Source organism: Cupriavidus sp. C1SS-2L (assembly GCF_057073735.1).
Map to the genome: position 1 here is coordinate 33,962 of NZ_CP172709.1, position 19,141 is coordinate 53,102.

Below are 19,141 nucleotides of genomic sequence, written 5' to 3' on the forward strand. Positions count from 1 at the left end.
CGCTGGCGCCGTGCGTGTTACCTACCGCAGCGAACGGAGACCGCGAATGCGCCGTGCGGACAGCGACGATCACGAACGTCATCGCTAGCCCTTCTTTCCGATAACGCCTTAATCCACCGCCACGATCACGCTCGAAGCCTTGAAGACGGCCACGGCTGCCTTGCCCAAGGCGAGCCCCAGCCGGTCGCTGCTGCTGTTCGTGATGATCGCGGAAATCGCCAGGCCCTTGTCGTCGGTGATGGTCACGTCGGTATTGACCGCGCCTTTCTTGATATCGGTAACTTTGCCGCTGACCGCGTTGCGTGCCGACACCTTGCTTGCATCCACATCGACCATGACGATCACGGACGTGGCCTTGACCATCGCGGCCGCTTTCTTGCCGGGGGCGAGCGCGAGCCGCGTGGCGCTTTCGCTGGTCACCGTGGCGACGATCTCCTGGCCGCCGGCCAGACGCAGGATGACTTCATCATTGACCGCGCCGTGGCGGGCCAGGGCGACTTCGCCGGAGAAGTGATTGCGTGCGCTGGTGATCATGGTGTGACTTCCTTGTTCATTCGGATTGACCGGGATCGGCGTGAGGCCTGGGGCCTGGGGCCATGCCAGCCGGACTTCCCTACCGGGCAGCGATAGTGTGCCTGCTCCTCCGGCGATCGGGAAGGATAGGTCGGGCCAACCTGCCGATACCGCGGCGCCACGGCGTATGATCGATGCCATTCCGAACGATCTCTGCGGGACGCCTGCGATGGCCGACGTGCCTCATCTGTCACCGAAGCTCCACCTGACCGCGACACATGGGTTTGCCCTGCACGACAGCCGCCAGCCCGGTTTCCGCCGTGAATGGCACATCCACGACTGCGGCATGCTGCTGTGGCCGCGCATGGGCCGGCTCCGGACGTTGTGGGAGGAAATGCCCGGCGAGTCCGATGGCCGGCATGCCGCCACGCTCGTGCGCGGCACCGCGGTGCTGTTGCCAGCGTCCACGTCGCACCTGACGGCGTCCGAGCCCGGACGCCAGCAGCACGGCGAACTTTATCTGCCGCCGGATCGCCTGGCCGGGTGCCGGCCGTTCGGCGCGGTCAGGCTCGATGCGGCGACCATCGCGATGCTCGAGGCACTGCTTGCGCCGACGATTTCCGCGTCGAGCGCATCGTGGCTGGTGCGCGCCATCGTCGAGCAGATCATGGCGAGCCGGCCGCTTGCGATGCCGGAGGAACCCGCGTCGCTGGCGCTGCGCATGGTACGCCGCTTCACCGTCGCGCTCGAGCGCGATTTGCGCCTGCCGTCGGTCGATGCCGTGGCCGCGGAATTCGGCGTATCGGTCCGCCATTTGCAGCGAGCCTGCCGGATCGAGTTCGGTGTCAGCCCCGTAGCGGTCCGGCGACGCATGCTGGCGACCCATGCGCGCGCACTGATCGCAGCGGGCTGGTCAGCGGCCAGCGTCAGCGTGCATCTCGGCTTTGCCTCCAGCGGACATCTGCATCGGCTGCTGCGTGAGTTGCCCGATGCGCCATAGCCGCGGTATCCGGTAGCGTCAGGGGGCGGTCACGATGGCATCGATTTCGATTTCCGTCCATGCGCAATCAGGCAGGCTGGCCACACCCAGCGCGCTGCGTGCCGGGAGCGGCTGATCGGGGAACGCGACGCGCAGGACAGCGGAGGCCGCGTCGAGTACCGCCGGGTGGCTGCCAAAGTCCGCCGAGGCGCGAATGAATCCATGCAGACGGACGATCTGCGTCACGCGGGACAGCTCGCCATCGCATGCCAGTTGCAGGGCTGCAAGCGCGTTGAGGATGGAGACTTCGGCAGCCCGGCGCGCGGGCTCCAGGTCGTCGCTAGTCCGGCATAGCCCGGACATGGCCACGCCGTCCTCGCGACAGACCTGCCCAGAGATCGACACCCAGCGGCAAGGGCCGACCGGTATCGCGCAGAAGGGCGCGTAGTTGCCGCGCGGTGCGGGCACCGCGGGCAGATCAAAGCCGGCGGCGACAAGCCGCGCTTCAGGTGTGTCGATCGTCATTCCTGGCTCCATGCTGCCTTGCCGCTGAGCCAGCAGCCGTCAGGCTCGCCATCATCTGAGCGGCGTGGCGCAACGAGGATTTCCGACGGGCTGCCCATGGCATCGCCCTGCCATATTGCGATGTGCCCGGCGGGCGCGCCATCGCATGCTAGCGCACCTTCGCCGGCCAGGTATCCCCAGAGCGCGGCTGCCGCAATACCGGTGGCGGCGTCCTCGGGATAGCCCGAGGATTTCGGAAACTGCCGAGCGTGAACCACGGGTCGGCCATCGTCCTGCGGCGTGCCGAATGCATACGGATATAGTCCGGTCGAGCCGATGGCACCGCACAACGCCTCCATTGCCGGGAAGTCGGGTTGCAGGCCATCGAGTTCTGCTACGGACGGCAACGCAACGAGTGTCTTCACGCGGCTGGTCGCGGCGTTGACGATCGTGCGAGTCCCCGGAGGCAGACCGAGCGTTTCGGCCACTCGCGTACTCGCGTGCGCATCGAGTATTTCGGTGCGCACCTCCGGCTGGGAGATCCACGCGCATTCCCGTGCCGCGTCCCAGTAGGCCAGCACCACACCACTGATGGTCGCGATGCGTGCGGTTGGCGTCGTCCAGCGGCCCCACTGGCGCAATGCCCACAGCGTGCCGACGGTTGCGTGGCCGCACATCTCCATTTCGTGCAGCGGGACGAAGAAGCGGAAGCGCCAGTCGCAGCCGGCGTCGTCGCCCGGCAGGACGAACGCGGATTCATGCCCGTATGCGGCGGCGACGGCCTGCATCTGGGCCGCGCTCATGCCGCGGGCGTCGGCAACCAATGGCACCGGATTGCCACCGCCGGCACGACGCACAAAGACCTGGATCAGGTTGACGTCACTCACCGGTCGCTCCTACGGACTTCGCAATGGCGCCCCAGTAAGGGATGTCCTTCTGCACGGCGGCCTGCAGTGCTGCCGGCGTGCCGGGACGCGCGGTCACGCCCTTGCTCTCCAGATCGTTCGCGACAGCCTTGTCGCCAAGCACCTTGTTCAGTGCCGCGTTGAAGCGCGCGACGATGGGCGCGGGCGTTCCCTTCGGGAAGACGATGCCGTACCAGAGCTGTTGTTCGAAGCCTGGCACGCCCTGGCTCGCGAACGTGGGTACATCGGGCAGGAGCGCTGTAGGGGCGGTCGTCGCGATCGCGGCGATCTTTCGTGCCTTGATATACGGTGCGAGACCGACGGGGTTGTCGAACATGAATTGCACCTGTCCGCCGATCAGGTCGGTGTAGGCAGGCGCCGCGCCTCGGTAGGGCACATGAACCAGCGGCGTGCCGGCAAGCTTCTGGAACTGCTCGCCCATCAGGTGCGACACGGTGCCTACGCCTACCGAACCGAAGCTGTGCAGCGACTTGTCGGCCTTGAGCCGGGCGAGCAGCGCCTTGACATCGGTGGCCTGCCACGCCTGGTTGACCGCGAGTACATACGGCGACGTGCCGATGAATCCCGCGTAGGCGAAATCCTGAGCGGGGTTGTAGCCGAGCTTAGGATAGAGTGCCACGCTCACCGCATGCGTGCTCGTGGTGACCACACCGGCGGTGTAGCCGTCGGCCGCCGCACGTGCCACGTAGCCGGATCCGATCGTGCCGCCCGCACCACTGCGATTGTCGATCACGACCGGCTGGCCCAGCTCCCGTTGCAGCATGGGCTGGATCGAGCGGACCACCAGGTCCGTGCCGCCGCCGGCGGGGAATGGCACAACCACGGTGACGGGTTTGGTCGGCCATGTCTCGGCGTAGGCAGGGCCGAAGCAAAGGCCCGCGGCGATCGCAAGCACGGCGCAGCGGGCCTTGCAGGATGGAATGGATGGAACGGATGGAATTGGCACGTGCAGTCTCCTTGTCTGAATGGAAGGAGTCTAGGAACGTGCGCGGCCATTCTCGAACCAGAACACGACAGGTTCGATCCGAAAAGCGGCTGGCTGCCGATCGCGCGGCTGTCTGACGTGCGGTGGCGCGCATCGCGCTATCATGCGGGCCTGTCCATCCGGGCCATCCGGCCCATCCGGACCCCACTCCGACGTACGACTCATGCATCACGCTGTACCGCGCCGGCTGGCGGCCCTGACTTGCCTTGCCGTGGCTTTTGCCGCTTCCGCCGCTTCCGCCGCTTCTTCCGCTTCCGCCGCCGACATCCAGGCCGGCAAGGCGCTGTTTGCTACCCGTTGCGCGTCGTGCCACAGCGTGGGCCCGTCCGCACGCGGCGCCTTCGGCCCGCAGCTCAACGCCGTCTTCGGCCGGCGCGCGGGCAGCACTTCCGACTATCGCTATTCGCCCGCCATGACCGCGTCCGGCGTGGTGTGGACGGCCGACACGCTGCGCGCGTTCATCAAATCGCCGGGCAAGGTCGTGCCAGGTACGCGCATGCGCTTCTGGGGCATCGGCAACGACCAGCAGATCGACGACCTGCTGGCCTACCTGCAGACTTACCGGTAACCGTCCGCCTCGATCGCATCGACGGCATAGACAGCGTCAGGGAAAGCCGTATCCCACCGTGGCCAGGAACTGGTTCTTCTGGCTGACGCCGAAGCGGTTCTTGCCGCCAAGGATCCACTGGATGCCAACATTGAACGGTGTCTCGGGAATCGGGGCCGCAAGCGCCAGCGTGAGATGGCGGAAGGCGCCGCCGACCGGAGCGTTGCCCGCATAGCAGCCATTGACGACAAACGCGGCACCAGGGCCGCAGGACGTGCCGCTGAGCGTGTCGGTCGTGCCGAGATACTTGCCTTCCTTGCGGTAGGTGTAGGCACCAGCCGTGGCGGTGAACGTCATGCCGTACGGCAGGGGCTGGGTGAATACGAGCGTCCAGTACGTGTCGCCCTTGTTGCCCCAAACTACGTCGTTGAGCAGCGTTTGCGCGTTGAAGCTCACCGGCCCGTAGGACAGGCCGATTTTGGTTTCGAGCGCATTGGCATGGCTGCCGTTGATGTAGTAGTACGCGGTCATGCCAGCCGTATAGCCGATGCCGCCGGGCAGCTTGCCACTGTAGGCGCCGTAGAAATCATTCTCGATCGAGCGGTCTTTCTGGAAGTCGGTGATGCTGCGATCGCTGTACGAATTACCGAGCTGCCGGTACGAGTAGTTGATCATCGACGCCCAGTAGCCGACGCTCCAGCCGCTTTCATGGGCAAGATCCGCGCCCCACTGGAGCGCGGGGCGCGAGGACTCGGGCGCGTCACCGCCCGCATTGCCGAGCGGTGTGCCGTTTCCATAGGTGCTGGTGGCACCGCGCAACACATAGCGCGACACCGCCTCGACGTGGCCCGTGAAGGTATACGGGCTTGCCGGGGTTGGGTCGGCCGGCGGCGGATTGTCTTCGGCGTGTGCCGCGGTGGAAAGGTGAACTGCAGCAAGCAACAGGACAGCGGCGCAAAAGGGGCGCGCGAGGCGGTAGGCGGGGAATCCCGACATGAAATGGCTCCGGTCAGTGACAAAGGCAGGGAAGCCACCTCTCTGCGAAGTGAACCTCCCGGGCTTTTGTCCCGCCGTGGAGCCGCCGGCGGATCAGGTGCCGGTGGCCGGTCGCTCTCGGACCAGCCATCGCGCGCATGGCACGACCGGAACCCTAGCTACCCTTCGGTGAGCGACACGCGGCCGCTTCCCCGCTTGCATTCAGCAACATGCATGCCACGTATTTGCCGTGCACGGCGCGCCAGACCGATGCATGGCGCGCGGCCGGCGCACCGATCTGGCGGCGTGGGGGGGCAACGTGCGGGTGCCTCGGCCCCATGCCGGTGCGCGGCGTCATGGCGCCGGCAGCAGCGCTTCCGCCGACATGCCCGGCAGGTTCTCGACACGCAGCGTCTGCGGCATGGTCAGCGAAATGCCGGCGGCACGCAGGCGCTTGAGGATCTCGAACAGCAGATCACTCTTGGTCGACGCGGCAATGCGCGGGTTGGCCACGAAGCCCGTCACACTCAGCGTGATGCCGTTGGGTGCAAGCTGGCTGAAGGTGACCGATGGCACCGGGTGGTCGAGGATGGTTTCGTTATCCAGATAAGTGTCGAGCAGCAGGTCGCGCACCTGCTCCGGATCGGTGTTGAGCGGGAACGTGAGCTGCAATGAGGCCACGCCCTGCGTGCTTTGGCTCATGGTCACGTTGCGCACGTTCTGCGAGATGAGCTGCGAGTTCGGCACGATCATCGTGGAGCGGTCGCCGAGCTGGATCTCGGTTGCGCGCACGTTGATGCGGCGGATATCGCCTTCCACGCCGCTGATGCTGACCATGTCGCCAACCTTCACCGGGCGCTCGGTCAGCAGGATCAGGCCCGACACGAAGTTCTTGACGATTTCCTGCAGGCCGAAGCCGATGCCCACCGACAGCGCGCTGACGATCCATGCCAGGTTCTCCCACTTCACCCCCAGCTGGGCCAGCGTCAGCAGTACGATCAGCACGTAGCCGACATTGCTGAACAGCGTGACCAGCGACGCGCGCAGGCCCGGCTCCATGCACATGCGCGGCAGCAGCTCCGCATCGAGCCAGCGCCGCACCGAACGCAGCAGCCAGATGCCCACCGACAGCGCGATCACGGCATTGATGATGCGCTCCGGCATGATGTTATAGCTGCGCAGCTTGTCGCCGCCGAGCACGGTCAGCAGGCTGTCGAGCAGTTCCGCCGGCGTGGTGCCGAAGCCGCCGGTCAGCAGCGCGATGATGGCAACGATCGTCAGCACGCTGGTGCCAAGGCCCGACAGCAGCGTCGATGCCTGCTCCAGGCGGTTGTCGTCCACGCCGAACAGCTGCCGGATCACGCGGCCGCTTGCGTGCTGCGTCGACAGCAGGCTTTCGAAGATGTCGCGCGTGAGCTGGGTCAGCAGGTACAGCGTGCACAGCACGATGTCGAACCACACCAGTTCGTAGGTCACGAAGCGGGCGAAGCTGACATAGCCCGCGAGCAGCGCAATCAGCGCAACGATGACGGCGAGCGTGACGCCGGCGTGGATCATGCCCGCCAGCGTGGCGCGTGCCTCGGCGCGCTCGCCGGCCGCGGCCAGCCCGCTGCGCACGCGGTTGGCGCGCAACAGCGCGGCGCCGATCGTGAACACCACCACCAGCGACACCAGGCCGCGGCCCAGCAGCGTGAACGGCACGCTGGTATCGGCAATATGGTTCAGCAATTCGAGCGTGCCCGCCAGCAGCAACAGCCCGGCCAGTGCGCGCGGGAACGGCTTGAGTGCGCGCGCCACCGGGTCCGCCATCGCCGGCAGTCGCCACGAAGGGTGATGCGTACACAGCAGCGCGCGGCCGAGCCCCGCAATCAGCGCACTGGTCAGCATGAGCCTGGCCAGTGCGCCGAGCAGGTCCTGCAGGTCAGTCGGCGGCTCGTAGCCGCGCGTGAAGGCGTAGTAGACCAGCTGCACCGCGAGCGCCGTCGTGACGACGGTGGTAAGCGCGGTGGCGAGCGCGAGCGCGCTGCGCCGCAAGCGGGTTTCGGGCAGGCGCGTCAGGCAGAACCAGGCGGCGCCACGTTCGGCAAGTCGCCGGCCGAGCGTCCAGACCGCGAGTGCCAGTACGAGCAGCAGCGCGGTGGCGCCGCGCTGCTCCGGTTCCCATGCGGTCTTGATCAGCGGCACAACTTCATCCACGAACGCTTCCAGGCGGGCGCTGTCGTCATCGGATGGCTTGAACAACGGCGCCCAGAACTGCGGGTTCAGGATGCTTTCCGAGCGCAGCGCAAGCTGGTCCTTCATGCGGCTGCGCTCCAGCTTGGCGAGCTGTGCGTTCAGGTTCTCGATGTTCTCCTTGCCTTCTGCTGCCTGTTTCAGCGCGTTGTCGAGCTGGACCTTGCGCGCATTGAGCTCGGCCCGCTGGCGTGCCACGGCGGGCATTTCCGGCGGCGTGGCGCCCGCTGCGGGCGGGGGGCCGAGCACGTCGAGCTGGGCCTGCAACTGCGCACGCTGCGGCGTCAGCGCGGCGGTCAGCTTGTCGACGTCCTTGGCGAGCTGGTGCAGGCCTTCGTCGAGGTCACCGAGGCGCGTTGTGCCGTTGACGCTTGATGCCGACTGCTTGATGCGATCCTGCTCGGTCTGCAGGCGCTTGAGTTCGGTGATGGCCTCTGCGTGCGTGAGGGCCGGAGGCTGATCCGCTTCGGGCGCGGACGCCGGCTCGGCCGCCAGCGCGACCGGCATCAGGTGGAACAGTGCGGTGAGCACAAGGCTCAGGGCGAGCCAGGAAAGTCTGCGCATGGCGGATTCACGTGGTGACGTGGCCGCCCGGAAACTGCCGCCGCGCTCCGGCAAGCCACTGTGCGCCGGATGGCGGGGAGCGAATGCCTGAGGATGCGGATTGGCCCGGGGGCGCGGGAGACGGACACAGGAAGCGAGACCACGCTGTGGCCGGGCCGCTTCCACGAAATTAGCCAGCGACGTGCGGCGCTGCCGCATGGCTTGGCCTCGGGCCTGTCTGGCGCGCGGCAAGCCGGCTGGTTAAGTGGCGGTCGGTGTGGCTGGCCGCCGGACGGGTGATTATATGAAAGCGTTCAGATCACACGGCCCCGCATGCGCCTTCCTCGTCGCCTCGTAGTTGTAATTGTCCGTTACCGGCGGAAGCGCGCGTTACATCGCTAACAACTGGGGGCGCCGGCCGAAACACCTGACCGCGCGATTCTTGTGCATGATGACATCACGAAATCAGTACCGAAGTACCCCCTGAAACAGGAGTCAGACATGCGCCCCTCTATCCGTATCGCTTCCGCTGCCGCCGTGTCGCTTGCCCTGCTGGCTGCCGGGCCGGCGTCGGCGCATGACCGCTATCACCATAGCGGCGGCTCTCAGGCCGGCGTGGCCCTTGCCGTTGGCGCGCTGGTCGGCCTCGCATTTGGTGCGGCCATGGCCACGCCTGTGGTGGCTGCTCCCGTCGCCGTCGCCCCCGCGCCAGTCGCCTACGCACCGCCCGCCCGCGTGAGCTATGCCGCGCCGGCCGTTCCGCCGGGCTACTGCTATCGCGGCGACATCGGCGGCTACGTGCCGTGCGGCCCGCAGCCGGGCGGCTATTACCAGGCGCCCGTGGACTACGGCTACTAAGCTCAGGTGACAGCGAAGCCGGTATCGAACGTGGCGCGCGCGTCTAGCCGCTGTTTGAGCAGGCCCGTCTTCAGGTAGAAATCGGCGGTGCGCTGCTGCTCGGCAATGAGCGCATCGTCGATCTTCTGCCACTGCGTGTGCCTGCGCTCGAACTGCAGGCGCGCCGCCTCCGGAGAAATCCCAATGATGCGCGCAAGCGTCGCGGAGAACTCCGGCACATGCTGATAGGACCAGGCCTGCGCGCGCACCACGCGCTGCAGGAAATCGGCCAGCACCGCGCGTTTTGCCGCCAGCGCCGTGTCGGTCGCCGCCACATAGCTCAGTCCCGACCACAGGCCGCGCCCGTTGACCAGCACGCGTGCATGGCCGCTGGTTTCCGCCATGGCGGTATAGGGTTCCCAGGTGGCCCATGCATCGACCGAACCACTGGTCAGCGCGAGCTTGGCATCGGCCGGTGGCAGGAAGCGGATGTTGGCATCCTCCGGCCGCAGTCCGGCCGATTCCAGCGCCTTGAGCGCGACGAAATGGCCGATCGAACCGCGATTGGTGCCGATGCTCTTGCCCTTCAGGTCCGCCGCATTCTTCAGCGGCGAGTCGGGGCGTACGAGGATGGCGGTGCCATAAGGATCGGAACGATTGGCGCCGATCAATCGGATGCGCGTGCCTGCGGCGAGCGCGAAGATCGCCGGCGCATCGCCGATCGGGCCGCAGTCGACGGCGCCCGCGTTGAGCGCTTCAGCGAGCGGCGCCGCGGCAGGGAACTCTGTCCACTGGATGTCGTAGGACAGTCCGCGCAGAGCATTGGCGGACTCGAGCAAGGCACGCAGGCCGCCTTTCTGGTCGCCCGCTTTCAATAACGGGCGTCCCTGTGCGCGGACTGCGCCGGCGCCGGGAAGTGCGGCAAGAAGAAGCGTGTCGGTGGCGATGGCGGCGGTAGCCACCGTGCCGTAGCGGAGGAATTGTCTTCGGGATGCAGTCATCGGTTATGCGTGCCATGTCAATCATTCGGACTGCAGCCAGCCCGGTCAGCATGCAACCGTAACGCGATCGATCCCTTGCGCGAACGAATATTGAGGTGTTCTGTCTAGAGCGGACACGTCTGGTTCATGCTGCAGCTAGTCGATTGAGGTAGCTTGCAGCGACTTCGCCTGGCGTTTGGTACCCCAACTTGGAATGCCGCCGTTGGCGATTGTAAAAAATTTCAATGTACTCACGAACAGAGGCCATGGCTTCCATCCGGGTGGCATACCGATGGTGGTACACCAGCTCTGCTTTCAGACTGCCCCAGAAGCTTTCCATGGGCGCATTGTCGTAGCAATTTCCCTTGCGTGACATCGATGCCTGCATGCCGAACTGCGCCAGCAACCTGCGATAGCCGTGAGCACAGTATTGGCTACCCCTGTCCGAATGATGTATCAGGCCGGGCCGCGGCCGCTTGCTACGCACCGCCCGGAACAGCGCCTCGCCTACCAGTTCCTGTGTCATTCTGGGCCCCATCGCGTAGCCCACGATCTCGCATGTGTACAGGTCCTTGATTCCTGCCAGGTACAACCACCCCTCGTCGGTTGCGATATACGTGATGTCAGTCACCCACGCGGCGTTTGGCCTGTCGGCTTCAAACTTCTGCTCCAGTAGGTTGGGCGCCACTGGCAGATTATGTGCCGAGCGCGTTGTCGCCACGAATCGACGCTTTTGCCGACACCGAATCCCCATCTCATTGCGCAGTCGGGCCAGCCGGTCACGACCGACCATGAATCCATCGCCAGCCAGTTCTCGCTGCAGGCGCCGCGTGCCATACGTCTGACGCGTGCGCTTGTGGGCCGCCCGGATCGCCAGATGCAACCGCTCCTGTTCCGGACTGAGCCCGTGAGGTCTGTGCGTCCAGTCGTAATAACCACTGCGCGAGACTCCCAATACCCGGCACATCATCTTCACCGGATACACTTCTCGCCATTGCCTCACGAACGCGTACCGGGCAGTGATTCCCTGGCGAAGTACGCTGCGGCTTTTTTTACAATATCGCGCTCCAGCTTCGCTTCTGCCAGCTCCTTGCGCAGCCTCGCATTCTCCGCCGCCAGCTCCGCCACTGTCACGCCTCCTGGTGCCGCTGTTGCTCCAGGCGCTTTGGCTCTCAACACCCAATTCGTCAACGTGCCCTTCGGAATCCCAAGACGCTGGGCGGCCGACTGCAGCGTCAGCCCCTGTTCCAGCACCAGTCTCACGGCCTCTGCCTGAAACTCTTCCGTGTACGTCTGTCTTGCCTTGCTCATCTTCGCGCGCTCCTGATCCACGATCTTAATCTAAGGACCAGGCGTGTCTGTCTCGATCAGGCTACCTCATATATCCGCGCTTTCTTATGCAGGACGCTTAGGCAGGCGACGTCTGTCCCATGGGACCAGTCCCGCCGATTTCCACGTTTTTTTCCGCGTCCCCGGCGTCAAGCCGTTCCATCGAACGCAATTCGGTTTGCCGGAATACGCCGTCCACGGTGATCCATGGAAAGCGCACGCCGGTCACCACATTCTCGAATGCAATGTAGGGCGTTTCGCCATCGAACACGCACGTGAAGACGCGCGGAGACTCCTGTCCATGGCGCACGCGGTAGCGTGCCCCGTGTTCCAGCCGGAACAGCATGTCGCCCTGGCGCAGCAAGCGCGACGTGGGCTGGCATACGCCGTGGCCGGCCTCGGTCGCAGCGCGCTGGTGCTGTTCATCGAGAACCTGCTGAAGCCAGTCGTCGAAGCCTAGCGTGGTCTTGTGCTGGCCGACCAGCGTCATCCATTCATCGATGCGCCGGCGCTGGCCGTCCTGGCTCTCGGCTGGTGCGCCGACGCTATAGTCCTTACGCCTGCTCATACCGTCTGTCTGGCTATCCTGTCGCGGCCCGATGGGCGTGAAGCGGGCACTATGACGGCAGCGCAGCAGTTCAGGAAAGAGTAGAACTACTCAACTGCCTGCTGCGTACGCGATTCCCGGTTGCACGGCGTCCTGCGCGCGTCCGTCGGATCGGGAAAAAGGCCGGCGGCCGGCCAGCGGCCGCCGGTCCCGAACGATCGGGCAATGTTTGGGGAATCGTGTGCCGCAGTAGCACACTGGATGCAATGACGGTATCCACGCGATGAACCGTATCCCTGCGAAGGTGGGGGCAACTCAGGCGGCGAAGCCACCGTCGATATTCAGGCTGGCACCGGTGACGAAGCCTGCTTCCGGGCCGGCGAGGTACGCCACCATGCCAGCGATCTCTTCGGGCCGCGCGTGGCGCTGCAATGCCATCAGGCCATGCAGCGATGTCGCAAAGTCGCTGTGCTCGGGGTTCATGTCGGTGTTGGTCGGACCCGGCTGCACGTTGTTCACGGTAATGCCCCTGGGCCCGAGATCGCGCGCCATGCCCTGCACCAGGCCCTTCAGCGCGGCCTTGCTCATGGCGTAGGCGCTGCCTCCGGCGAACGGAATGCGATCCGCGTTGACGCTGCCGATATTGATGATGCGGCCGCCGTCGCCCATGTGGGGCAGTGCTGCCTTGGCTGCCACGAACACGCCGCGCACATTCACCGCAAGCGTCTTGTCGAAATCTTCGAGCGAAAAGTCGTCAACCGGGCCCAGCAGCAGCACGCCGGCACTATTGACGAGGATGTCGATCTTGCCGAACTGCCGGGCGGCATCATCGACGGCACGCGTCACGGAAGCCGCGTTCGCCGCATCAGCCTGGAAGGCCAGTGCGCGTCCGCCGGTGGCATGGATTTCCTCCGCCAGTGCGTGCGCACCAGCTCCCGAACTCTGATAGGTAAAGGCCACAGCCGCGCCTTCGCGCGCCAGCCGGCGTACGACCGAAGCGCCGATACCGCGCGCGCCGCCGGTGACGAAGGCAATCTTGCCGGAAAGAGTGGTGCTCATGATGTTTGCTCCTGAAAGCGTTGGGGTTGGTGCGTCGAAGTATGGTCAGTGGATTCCCCTACCGGTAGGCATCGCTGTGGATCATTTTTTTCAACCATTGGTATAAGCTGGGGGCATGGAAGCCCTGAACCTGCTCGAATCCTTTGTCCATAGCGCTGAAACGGGTAGCTTCTCGGCGGCGGCACGCCGGCTGGGGCTGACCCCGGCCGCGGTCAGCAAGAATGTCGCGCGCCTGGAGCGTCACCTTGGGCTGCGGCTGTTCCATCGGAGCACGCGGCGCCTGACGCTGACCTCGGGCGGCGAGCAGTTCTTTTCGCAGGTGTCCAACCCGTTCTCGGCATTGCGCGATGCATTTGCCGGCGCGGCCGAGGATGCTGGCAAGCCCGCCGGCGTGCTCAAGGTCGGCATGGCGCTGGCGTTCGGGCGCGAGTACCTGGTGCCGCTGCTGGGCGAGTTCCTGGCGCTCTATCCCGGCATCGTGCCGGACTGGCACTTCGAGAACCGTCCCACGGACCTGATCCGGGACGGCTTCGATGCCGCCATTGGCGGTGGCATCGAATTGACCGAGGGCGTGGTCGCGCGCGAGCTTGCCCGAACGCACGTGGTCGCGGTGGCATCGCCGGCGTTCATGCAGGGAAAGGCGCTGCCCAGGCACCCGTCGGATCTGCTCGCATTTGACGGCATCGTGCGGCGTTCAGGCGCCACCGGCCGCTTGCGCGCGTGGACCTTGCGCAACCAGGTCGGCGAACAGGCGCCAGCGGAACACCGCGCGCGATTGATCTTCGACGACCCCGAAGCCATGGCCCACGCGGCCATGCACGGGCTAGGCATCGCGCTGCTGCCGATGCCCCATGCCGCGCCACGGCTAGAGAGCGGGGCGCTGATGCGGCTGCTGCCCGGCTGGTACGCCGACAACGGGCCGATCGCGCTCTACTACCCGAGCCGCACGCTGCTGCCGCCGCGCACGCGCGTATTCATCGAGTTCGTGGTCGACGCGTTTCGCAGCAAGGGGTTGTCGCGGCGATTTGATGGGCGGTGAGCGCAACTTCACGTTGCATTCCATGGCATTGGATTAACCTGTAGCCATGCGCGCTTTAGCGCGACACAACCACGAAAGTGGATCCTGAAACACTGCGCTCCGGCTCCCCGTAGCCGGCCGCGCACTCACGGAGGCATGACGATGCGTGTGATGGTGATCGTGAAGGCAACCAGACAGTCAGAGGCTGGCGAAATGCCCGGCACTGAATTGCTTGCGGCCATGGGCAAGTTCAACGAGGAACTCGTCAAGGCGGGCGTCATGCTCGCGGGCGAGGGTCTGCACCCGAGCTCGCGTGGCAAGCGGGTCCGCTTTTCGGGAAGCAACCGGACCGTGGTCGATGGCCCGTTCGCGGCAACCAATGAACTGATCGCCGGCTTCTGGCTGTGGCAGGTCAAATCCATGGACGAGGCCGTGGAGTGGGTCAGGCGCTGTCCCAATCCGATGGACGGCGACTCCGAGATCGAAATCCGCCAGGTGTTCGAGGCCGATGACTTCGGCGAGGCATTCACCCCGGAGCTGCGCGAGCAGGAAGAGCGCCTGCGCGCCGACATCGACAGGAAGTCCGGCAACCCTGGCTGATCCGGGCGCGGATTCGTCTTGCGGCTTGCTGGCTGGATACGGGCCTTCTATATCCGGCAGCAGTGCCAGTGATGGCCAATGGCCGGGTTGTCCCGGCAGAAAGGAAGGGAATGAACATGGAACACACCGGACCCGTCACCACCGTGGACGAAATTGCTGACGGTATCTTCCGCATCTCCACGCCCGTCCCGCCGCAGGACATGCCGGGCGGCTTCTCATTCAACCAATACCTTGTGGTGGATGACAGGCCGTTGCTTTACCACACGGGTCCGCGCAAGCTGTTCACGCAGGTGCGCGCAGCCATCGAGCGTGTGATGCCGGTGTCGCGACTGGCCTATGTCGGGTTCTCTCACGTGGAGTCCGATGAATGCGGCACACTCAATGACTTTCTCGAACTCGCACCCGATGCCGTGCCGCTGTGCGGCCAGATCGCCGCGATGGTGTCGATCGACGACATCGCCATTCGTCCGGCGCGCGCCATGGCCGATGGAGAAGTCATCAGTCTTGGCACGCACCGCATCCGCTGGCTTGCCACGCCGCACGTGCCGCATGGCTGGGAATGCTCGATGGCGTTCGAGGAAACCACGCGTACACTGCTGTGCGGCGATCTCTTTACGCAGCCCGGCGACGCAAATCCGCCGCTGACCGAAGGCGACATCCTCGAATCGAGCGAGGCGTTCCGTCTGCAGATGGACTATTACGCGCACAGCCCGGATACGGGGATGCATCTGCAGCGGCTGGCCGATCTGCACCCGGCTACGCTGGCGTGCATGCATGGCAGCGCGTGGCGCGGCGACGGTGCGGCACTGCTGGGCCGCTTGTCGCAGCGGCTGGCGCAACGGTAGGTGACGTGCACGCGCATGCTACAGTCGGCCCGACATTGGCGAGCATGAGCGTGCACGAATGAAGACCCTGCTGATCGTCTATCACACCATGACTGGCGGTACCGCGCAGATGGCGCTGGCCGCGGCCGACGCGGCCAGCGAGCAACCAGACGTCACGGTCAGGCTGCTGCGTGCGGTTGATGCAGGACCGGACGATGTACTTGCCGCCGACGGCTACCTGTTCGCGACGCCGGAGAACCTGGCCGCGATGTCGGGCCTGATGAAGGATTTCTTCGACCGCTGCTACTACGCCGCACTCGATCGCGTGAACGGGCGTCCTTACGCCGCCATGATCTGCGCGGGTAGCGACGGGCAGAACGCCTTGCGGCAGATCGACCGCATCGCGACCGGCTGGCGCCTGAAGAGCGTGGCGCCGGGTTTGATCGTCTGCACGCACGCGCAGACGCCGGAGCGCATCCTCGCTCCCAAGAATATTGGCGCCGACGATCTGGAGCGCTGCGCTGAAGTCGGCGCGGGCCTGGCGGCCGGCCTTGCGCTCGGCGTGTTCTGAGCCGGAGTGCCGGTCAGATTTGTTCAACTCGCTGTCATTCCGGAGGTAACCATGCTGCTGTATGCGCACCCGTTTTCCTCGTACTGCCAGAAGGTTCTGATTGCCTTGTATGAAAACGGCACGCCGTTCGAATTTCGGATGCTGTCGCCGGAGCATCCCGACACGCTGGCCGAGCACGCCGCGCTCTGGCCAATGCAACGCATGCCGGTGCTGGTCGACGCGGGGCGCACGGTGGTCGAGTCGACCATCATCATCGAGTACCTCGACATCCACCATCGCGGTCCCGTGCAATGGATTCCGCCGGACCCCGACGACGCGTTGGAGGTCCGCATGATGGACCGCTTCTTCGACAACTACGTCATGACGCCGATGCAGCGCATCGTGTTCGACTACATCCGCGCGCCTGGGCAGCGCGATGCGGCAGGCGTGGCCGACGCCAGGCGGTTGCTGGACCGTTCATACCAGTGGCTCGACCGTGCCATGGCCGGGCGCGAATGGGCTGCGGCCGGTGCCTTCGGCCTTGCGGATTGCGCGGCGGCACCGGCCCTGTTCTATGCCGACTGGGTGCATCCCATCGCCCCGGCCCTGACCAACGCGCGCGCTTACCGCAGCCGGCTGCTGGCGCGGCCCGCATTTGCGCGGGCGGTAGACGAGGCGCGCCCGTACCGCAAGCTGTTTCCACCCGGCGCGCCGGACCGGGACTAAGGTTCCGCACAAATCGGGGCGACGTTACTGCTGCGCGAACCGGTCTGTGGCCCGAATCAACTGATCCAGGATACCCGGCTCGGTCCACGCATGTCCCGCACCTTCGATCAGATGGAAGTCTGCGTCAGGCCATGCGTTGTGTAACGCGAACGCGTAGCGCGCAGGGCAAGGCATATCGTAGCGGCCGTGCACGATTACGCCGGGAATCCCAGCCAGGCGATGCGCGTCGCGCAGCAGTTGCCCGTCTTCAAGCCACGCGCGGTGCGTGAAGTAGTGGTTCTCGAGCCGTGCGAAGGCCAGCGCGAAATGCGCATCATCGTGCTTCGCGCTGTTGTCCGCGTCCGGCAGCAGGGTGATGGTTTCCCCTTCCCAGACGCTCCACGCGCGCGCCGCTTGCAGTTGTTTTGCCTCGTCGTCGCCCGTCAGCAGCTTGCGATAGGCGGCCATCATGTTGCCGCGTTCCGCTTCCGGCACCGGCGCCTGAAAGCGCGCCCACTTCTCGGGGAACATCTCCGACACGCCGAACTGGTAGTACCAGTCCAACTCCGCTTGCGACACCGTATAGACGCCGCGCAGCACGAGTTCGCTCGCGCGCTGCGGATGCTTCTGCGCGTAGGCGAGCGCCAGCGTCGAGCCCCATGAGCCGCCGAACACGAGCCAGCGCTCGACACCCGCGAGTTCGCGCAAGCGCTCGATATCGTCGACGAGATGCCACGTGGTGTTTGCCTCCAGTCCTGCATGCGGCGTGGAGCGGCCGCAGCCACGCTGGTCGAACAGCAGCACGTCGTAGTGCGCGGGATCGAACAGCCGGCGATGATCGGCACTGATGCCGCCGCCGGGTCCGCCATGCAGGAAAACTGCAGGCTTGGCGCCAGGCGTGCCGACGCGCTCGTAATGGATCACGTGGCCGTCGCCGACATCGAGCGTGCCCGTGGCATACGGTTCGATGGCAGGGTAGAGGGTGCGAAGGGTTGGCATGGGGTTGGGCTCCGGGTGCGTCATGGTTCAGTGTAGCGCTGGGCGTGCGCGATCACGCGGCCACCGTTGCGTCGATCTTTGTGAAAGGCGAAGCAGTCGCGGCCATAAAGACCCGTGGCGCACGGAGTGACGGAGACTTCAAAAAATCTTGCGCCATCGCTTGACACCTTGCCGGTCAATCGTTGTACAATCCGGCCTCCTCTCAACGAGGAAGCGTTGATTCCCCGATAGCTCAGTCGGTAGAGCGCCGGACTGTTAATCCGTAGGTCCCTGGTTCGAGCCCAGGTCGGGGAGCCAAACAACGCGGGAGTAGCTCAGTTGGTAGAGCGCAACCTTGCCAAGGTTGAGGTCGCGAGTTCGAGACTCGTCTCCCGCTCCAGTGCCCAGCACCGGACGTCGCCCATGTGGCTCAGTGGTAGAGCACTCCCTTGGTAAGGGAGAGGTCGGCAGTTCGATCCTGCCCATGGGCACCACCTCCCTTTTTCCGTATTTTCCTTTTCTCTTTCCGGCTGATTTTCTTCTGCCGGTATCCCGATTTTCTTTTTGCTTTGATTCCGGTGTATCGCGCAATAAGGCCCCGGCCTGCAGCGCCTGCACGGGCGGTTTATCATCGGACATTCAGGCGCGGCATTGATGCCGTGCCGCCAGTTGCCAGGAGTTTTTGTGTCCGACCTGTCCGCCTATCCCATCGCCAGCAAATGGCCAGCGCAGCATCCCGACCGCATCCAGCTTTATTCGCTGCCCACGCCGAACGGCGTGAAAGTATCCACGATGCTGGAAGAGACCGGGCTGCCCTACGAGCCGCACCTTGTGCGCTTCGACCACAACGACCAGTTGTCGCCCGAGTTCCTTTCGCTGAATCCCAATAACAAGATCCCGGCCATCATCGATCCCAACGGACCCGGCGGAAAGCCGCTGCCGCTGTGGGAATCCGGTGCCATCCTGCTGTACCTGGCCGACAAGTCGGGGCAGCTGATTCCTGCCGATCCCGCGGAACGTTACGAGACCATCCAGTGGCTCATGTTCCAGATGGGCGGCATCGGTCCCATGTTTGGCCAGGTGGGATTCTTCAACCGTTTTGCGGGCAAGGAGTACGAGGACAAGCGTCCGCGCGACCGTTATGCGGCCGAGAGCCGCCGCTTGCTCAACGTGCTGAACCAGCGCCTGGCCGACCGGTCGTGGATCATGGGCGAGCAATACACGATCGCCGACATCGCGACGTTCCCTTGGGTGCGCAATCTGGTGGGTTTCTATGAAGCGGGCGAACTCGTCGGCATCGGCGATTTCCCGCATGTGACGCGCGCACTCGAAGCCTTCGTGGCCCGTCCCGCAGTAATCAAGGGCCTCGACACGCCGCATCGCGGCTGAGATATCGCCGCGTAGGCATCGCGGGGCTCGGCACATGTGTCGGGCAACGTCCTACAGCGCGCTACTTGCGCGCTGACAGAGACGGGCAAGGCGCGCACCTATAGTCAAAGCAAGGCCGCTT

21 protein-coding genes, 3 tRNA genes and 1 riboswitch are annotated in these 19,141 nt (G+C 65.2%); of the genes, 13 read left to right on the forward strand and 11 right to left on the reverse strand.

What is annotated here, in order from left to right; translation table 11 throughout:
- Positions 1 to 108: 108 nt before the first annotated feature.
- Positions 109 to 534 (reverse strand): TOBE domain-containing protein, encoded by a 426-nt coding sequence (locus ACIGJG_RS17925; protein ID WP_011299600.1) that lies wholly within the window; start codon positions 532 to 534, stop codon positions 109 to 111.
- Positions 535 to 700: 166 nt separating this feature from the next.
- Between ACIGJG_RS17925 and ACIGJG_RS17930 the strand changes: the two genes are divergently transcribed.
- Positions 701 to 1,513 carry a helix-turn-helix transcriptional regulator gene (locus ACIGJG_RS17930; protein WP_483673699.1) on the forward strand — a complete coding sequence of 271 codons (813 nt, stop codon included), beginning with the start codon at positions 701 to 703 and terminating at the stop codon, positions 1,511 to 1,513.
- Positions 1,514 to 1,531: 18 nt separating this feature from the next.
- Here ACIGJG_RS17930 and ACIGJG_RS17935 read toward each other — a convergent pair whose 3' ends face one another.
- Genes ACIGJG_RS17935 through ACIGJG_RS17945 form a run of 3 tightly spaced genes read right to left on the reverse strand, consistent with a single transcriptional unit; the run spans position 1,532 to position 3,868 of the window.
- Positions 1,532 to 2,017, reverse strand: coding sequence for a RidA family protein (locus ACIGJG_RS17935; RefSeq protein ID WP_483673700.1), 486 nt, complete (start codon positions 2,015 to 2,017; stop codon positions 1,532 to 1,534).
- Positions 2,014 to 2,883: a PhzF family phenazine biosynthesis protein gene (locus tag ACIGJG_RS17940; protein WP_483673701.1), complete on the reverse strand. Its 870-nt coding sequence runs from the start codon at positions 2,881 to 2,883 to the stop codon at positions 2,014 to 2,016. Before ACIGJG_RS17940 ends, ACIGJG_RS17935 begins: the two co-directional genes overlap by 4 nt.
- Positions 2,876 to 3,868, reverse strand: coding sequence for a Bug family tripartite tricarboxylate transporter substrate binding protein (locus ACIGJG_RS17945; protein ID WP_011299604.1), 993 nt, complete (start codon positions 3,866 to 3,868; stop codon positions 2,876 to 2,878). The genes ACIGJG_RS17940 and ACIGJG_RS17945 overlap by 8 nt, the downstream gene beginning before the upstream one ends.
- Positions 3,869 to 4,070: 202 nt before the next feature.
- Here ACIGJG_RS17945 and ACIGJG_RS17950 point away from each other — a divergent pair, with 202 nt between their 5' ends.
- The gene (locus ACIGJG_RS17950) at positions 4,071 to 4,475 is read left to right on the forward strand and encodes a c-type cytochrome (RefSeq protein WP_041680100.1); all 405 of its coding nucleotides are present in this window, start codon (positions 4,071 to 4,073) and stop codon (positions 4,473 to 4,475) included.
- A 36-nt stretch (positions 4,476 to 4,511) separates the two neighbouring features.
- Here ACIGJG_RS17950 and ACIGJG_RS17955 read toward each other — a convergent pair whose 3' ends face one another.
- Together ACIGJG_RS17955 and ACIGJG_RS17960 are read right to left on the reverse strand one after the other, a co-directional pair.
- Entirely contained in the window at positions 4,512 to 5,450 is a 939-nt protein-coding gene (locus tag ACIGJG_RS17955; protein WP_140948788.1) for a TorF family putative porin, read from the reverse strand.
- Between the two features lie 53 nt (positions 5,451 to 5,503).
- Positions 5,504 to 5,619, reverse strand: a riboswitch (guanidine-I (ykkC/yxkD leader).
- A gap of 164 nt (positions 5,620 to 5,783) precedes the next feature.
- Positions 5,784 to 8,225, reverse strand: coding sequence for a DUF3772 domain-containing protein (locus ACIGJG_RS17960; protein ID WP_140948787.1), 2,442 nt, complete (start codon positions 8,223 to 8,225; stop codon positions 5,784 to 5,786).
- Between the two features lie 480 nt (positions 8,226 to 8,705).
- On the opposite strand from ACIGJG_RS17960, the gene ACIGJG_RS17965 reads away from it, so the two are divergent.
- Positions 8,706 to 9,062, forward strand: coding sequence for a mechanosensitive ion channel protein MscS (locus ACIGJG_RS17965; RefSeq protein WP_483673702.1), 357 nt, complete (start codon positions 8,706 to 8,708; stop codon positions 9,060 to 9,062).
- A gap of 2 nt (positions 9,063 to 9,064) precedes the next feature.
- On the opposite strand, the gene ACIGJG_RS17970 is transcribed toward ACIGJG_RS17965, so the two are convergent.
- From ACIGJG_RS17970 to ACIGJG_RS17985, 4 genes are all read right to left on the reverse strand, one after another.
- Positions 9,065 to 10,042, reverse strand: coding sequence for an ABC transporter substrate-binding protein (locus ACIGJG_RS17970; RefSeq protein ID WP_140948785.1), 978 nt, complete (start codon positions 10,040 to 10,042; stop codon positions 9,065 to 9,067).
- 124 nt (positions 10,043 to 10,166) lie between these two features.
- A protein-coding gene (locus tag ACIGJG_RS17975; RefSeq protein ID WP_483673311.1) for an IS3 family transposase occupies positions 10,167 to 11,332 on the reverse strand; the annotation gives its coding sequence in 2 pieces (ribosomal slippage) (positions 10,167 to 11,068 and positions 11,068 to 11,332; 1,167 coding nt in all).
- Positions 11,333 to 11,429: 97 nt separating this feature from the next.
- A complete protein-coding gene (locus ACIGJG_RS17980; RefSeq protein ID WP_011299610.1) occupies positions 11,430 to 11,918 on the reverse strand; it encodes a hypothetical protein in 489 nt (162 codons plus the stop codon).
- Positions 11,919 to 12,212: 294 nt separating this feature from the next.
- Positions 12,213 to 12,956, reverse strand: coding sequence for an SDR family oxidoreductase (locus ACIGJG_RS17985; protein ID WP_483673703.1), 744 nt, complete (start codon positions 12,954 to 12,956; stop codon positions 12,213 to 12,215).
- Positions 12,957 to 13,071: 115 nt separating this feature from the next.
- On the opposite strand from ACIGJG_RS17985, the gene ACIGJG_RS17990 reads away from it, so the two are divergent.
- The 5 genes from ACIGJG_RS17990 to ACIGJG_RS18010 all read left to right on the forward strand — a co-directional run bounded on the left by ACIGJG_RS17990 (position 13,072) and on the right by ACIGJG_RS18010 (position 16,674).
- Positions 13,072 to 13,995 carry a LysR family transcriptional regulator gene (locus tag ACIGJG_RS17990; RefSeq protein WP_483673704.1) on the forward strand — a complete coding sequence of 308 codons (924 nt, stop codon included), beginning with the start codon at positions 13,072 to 13,074 and terminating at the stop codon, positions 13,993 to 13,995.
- A gap of 141 nt (positions 13,996 to 14,136) precedes the next feature.
- Positions 14,137 to 14,574, forward strand: a complete 438-nt coding sequence (locus ACIGJG_RS17995) for a YciI family protein (RefSeq protein ID WP_011299613.1) — start codon at positions 14,137 to 14,139, stop codon at positions 14,572 to 14,574.
- A 116-nt stretch (positions 14,575 to 14,690) separates the two neighbouring features.
- Positions 14,691 to 15,419, forward strand: a complete 729-nt coding sequence (locus ACIGJG_RS18000) for an oxygen-binding di-iron domain-containing protein (protein ID WP_011299614.1) — start codon at positions 14,691 to 14,693, stop codon at positions 15,417 to 15,419.
- A 58-nt stretch (positions 15,420 to 15,477) separates the two neighbouring features.
- Positions 15,478 to 15,969 carry a flavodoxin family protein gene (locus ACIGJG_RS18005; RefSeq protein ID WP_011299615.1) on the forward strand — a complete coding sequence of 164 codons (492 nt, stop codon included), beginning with the start codon at positions 15,478 to 15,480 and terminating at the stop codon, positions 15,967 to 15,969.
- A gap of 51 nt (positions 15,970 to 16,020) precedes the next feature.
- Positions 16,021 to 16,674, forward strand: a complete 654-nt coding sequence (locus tag ACIGJG_RS18010; protein WP_011299616.1) for a glutathione S-transferase family protein — start codon at positions 16,021 to 16,023, stop codon at positions 16,672 to 16,674.
- Between the two features lie 24 nt (positions 16,675 to 16,698).
- On the opposite strand, the gene pip is transcribed toward ACIGJG_RS18010, so the two are convergent.
- Entirely contained in the window at positions 16,699 to 17,652 is a 954-nt protein-coding gene (pip, locus tag ACIGJG_RS18015) for a prolyl aminopeptidase (RefSeq protein ID WP_220630514.1), read from the reverse strand.
- A 221-nt stretch (positions 17,653 to 17,873) separates the two neighbouring features.
- Here pip and ACIGJG_RS18020 point away from each other — a divergent pair.
- The 5 genes from ACIGJG_RS18020 (at position 17,874) to ACIGJG_RS18040 (ending at position 19,020) form a co-directional block, all read left to right on the forward strand.
- Positions 17,874 to 17,949, forward strand: a tRNA-Asn gene (locus ACIGJG_RS18020).
- A 6-nt stretch (positions 17,950 to 17,955) separates the two neighbouring features.
- Positions 17,956 to 18,031 (forward strand) — tRNA-Gly (locus tag ACIGJG_RS18025).
- A 19-nt stretch (positions 18,032 to 18,050) separates the two neighbouring features.
- Positions 18,051 to 18,125: transfer RNA gene (locus tag ACIGJG_RS18030), tRNA-Thr, on the forward strand.
- On the forward strand, positions 18,116 to 18,286 hold the full coding sequence (locus tag ACIGJG_RS18035; protein WP_166487063.1) for a hypothetical protein: 171 nt from the start codon (positions 18,116 to 18,118) through the stop codon (positions 18,284 to 18,286). Before ACIGJG_RS18030 ends, ACIGJG_RS18035 begins: the two co-directional genes overlap by 10 nt.
- A 29-nt stretch (positions 18,287 to 18,315) precedes the next feature.
- A complete protein-coding gene (locus ACIGJG_RS18040) occupies positions 18,316 to 19,020 on the forward strand; it encodes a glutathione S-transferase N-terminal domain-containing protein (RefSeq protein ID WP_140948780.1) in 705 nt (234 codons plus the stop codon).
- Positions 19,021 to 19,141 lie beyond the last annotated feature (121 nt).